At 42.3% G+C, this 1,927-nt stretch carries 2 protein-coding genes; one reads left to right on the top strand and one right to left on the bottom strand.

Going from position 1 to position 1,927, the window contains the following annotated elements; translation table 11 throughout:
• Positions 1-208: 208 nt before the first annotated feature.
• Positions 209-499 carry a GIY-YIG nuclease family protein gene (locus tag WKF69_RS11615; protein ID WP_340382082.1) on the bottom strand — a complete coding sequence of 97 codons (291 nt, stop codon included), beginning with the start codon at positions 497-499 and terminating at the stop codon, positions 209-211.
• Between the two features lie 178 nt (positions 500-677).
• Here WKF69_RS11615 and WKF69_RS11610 point away from each other — a divergent pair.
• Positions 678-1,927, top strand: a 1,250-nt coding sequence (locus WKF69_RS11610) for a carboxypeptidase regulatory-like domain-containing protein (protein WP_340382081.1), incomplete at its 3' end; no start/stop codon positions are given.

Here is a 1,927-nt window from a genome sequence, read left to right as displayed (position 1 = left end):
TCGTTTCTCGGTTCATAAGTTTACTTTTTGTGTAAACCTATTTTAGGACAAGACAACCCCGATAGATATCCCTCAACCATGTCATCCCGAGCGCAGCGAGGGACCTTCGTACAGGTATCCTGCGTGTAGTTTTATTACTAACTTCCAGCATATAAGATTTATTCCACCTCGAAGTTCCCTCCCCGCGAATGGCGGGTTCGGAATGACATTACGCCACCAATGTATGCCACTGAGGATTTGTCAAGGCAGTTAGCCTCTCCTTCTTTTCACGCCTCCATCCTTTTATCTCTTTCTCCCGTGTAATGGCTTCTTCTATATCGGTGAAATGTTCGTACCATATAAGATTATAGCAATAATATTTTCCGGCAAAAGTTTTCTGCCTGCCCTTGTTACTCTGGTGTTGATCCATTCTATTACGGAGGTCATTAGTAACCCCGGTGTAAAGAACCGTTTTCCCCGGATTCGTTGTTATATAAACATAATAGTTGTAGTTCCACATTTGTTAAATTTAGAAACAATGTGGATTGCATGATTAGAAATGTGTCAATCGCCTAGTGAGCAGTGGATTCTAGAATTGCAGGTATCTGCAATTATTATTGCATGATTGTGCAGGATTAAAATATTAATTTCTATCTTCATCATAGAATTAACGATTAGCCGAAACCCTACATCCTCCCATGCTTAAAATCCTTACAGGCCCGCTAACACTAATGCTTATTTGCGCACTTAGTTTTAGCTTGCCTGCCCAGACAAGATCCTTCCACATAACAGGAAGGGTTGTCGACGAAGCCGACCGTCCGCTTCCATCTGCCACAGTACTTCTTCTGGATACTCAAGAGAAAGAAATCGTAAAAGCTTCAACTGATTTGAATGGCCGGTTTGATCTTTCTTACTCTGTGAAAGGTGAGTATAAGATCAGCCTGAGTTATACTGGTTATAAAACATACCAGTCAGTATTACCCCTGATTGGCGATAAAGAACTTGGCATCATAAAGCTGATTCCAGGAGAGAATATTCTCGGTGAGGTAGTAGTACAGGCTAAACAGGATCTTATCGAGCTTGACGGCGGAAGTATAATTTACAATGTTTCAAAAAGCATTGATGCACAAGGTGCAACTGCGCTTGACGCTATAAAAAAGGCGCCCGGAATTTACGTTGACAACGACAACACCATCACATTAAACGGCAAACAGGGAGCTATGATCTTGTTAGATGGCAAACAAACCTATATGTCTGGTAAAGAGCTTACGGACCTGCTTCGCTCCATGCCTTCTTCGGGAATACGATCTGTTGAAATCATAAATAGTCCGACTGCTAAATACGATGCTGCCGGTTCAGCTGGGATTATCAATATCAGGACAGTTAAATCTCAGGTAAAGGGTTTCAGCGGCAACCTGACGACGGGTATTGCTTACGGCATGAATGTCAGGCAAAATCAGGATATCTCATTAAACTACCGGAAAAATAATGTTAACGTCTTTGCTGCTTATAACCACTTTCTTGGGAACTTCACTTATCTCTACGGCTCCGACCGGATCCAGAATAGCAGAACCTATGATAGCTTTACCGATGATACTGACAAGCGGCAGAAAATGGGAAGCCGGCTTGGTGCTGATGTCACACTGGATAAAAAGAATACCCTGGGTATCCTGCTGACCGGAAACTTCCTTTTCGGCGGTGGTCTTACCGACACGAAAACTGATATCGGTAATTCATCTTCGCCGGGCTTTGTTCAGGTTCTTGATGCGGTGAATGACTATTATGCTCAGCAGACACAGCGATACAATATGAACCTCAATTATAAGTATGAAGATACGCTTGGGAGGATCGTTAACGTAGATGCAGACTATGGGTATTTTCAAAAGACGAACGGCAATCTGCAATCAAACATTTACTCCGGAAATCAGAATAATATCCTGAGTAAAAA

Origin of the sequence: Daejeonella sp., from assembly GCF_037719425.1 — a bacterium.
Taxonomy (GTDB): domain Bacteria; phylum Bacteroidota; class Bacteroidia; order Sphingobacteriales; family Sphingobacteriaceae; genus Daejeonella.
The sequence above is the reverse complement of the archived record's forward strand: the minus strand, read 5'-3'. Positions and strand labels throughout refer to the sequence as shown.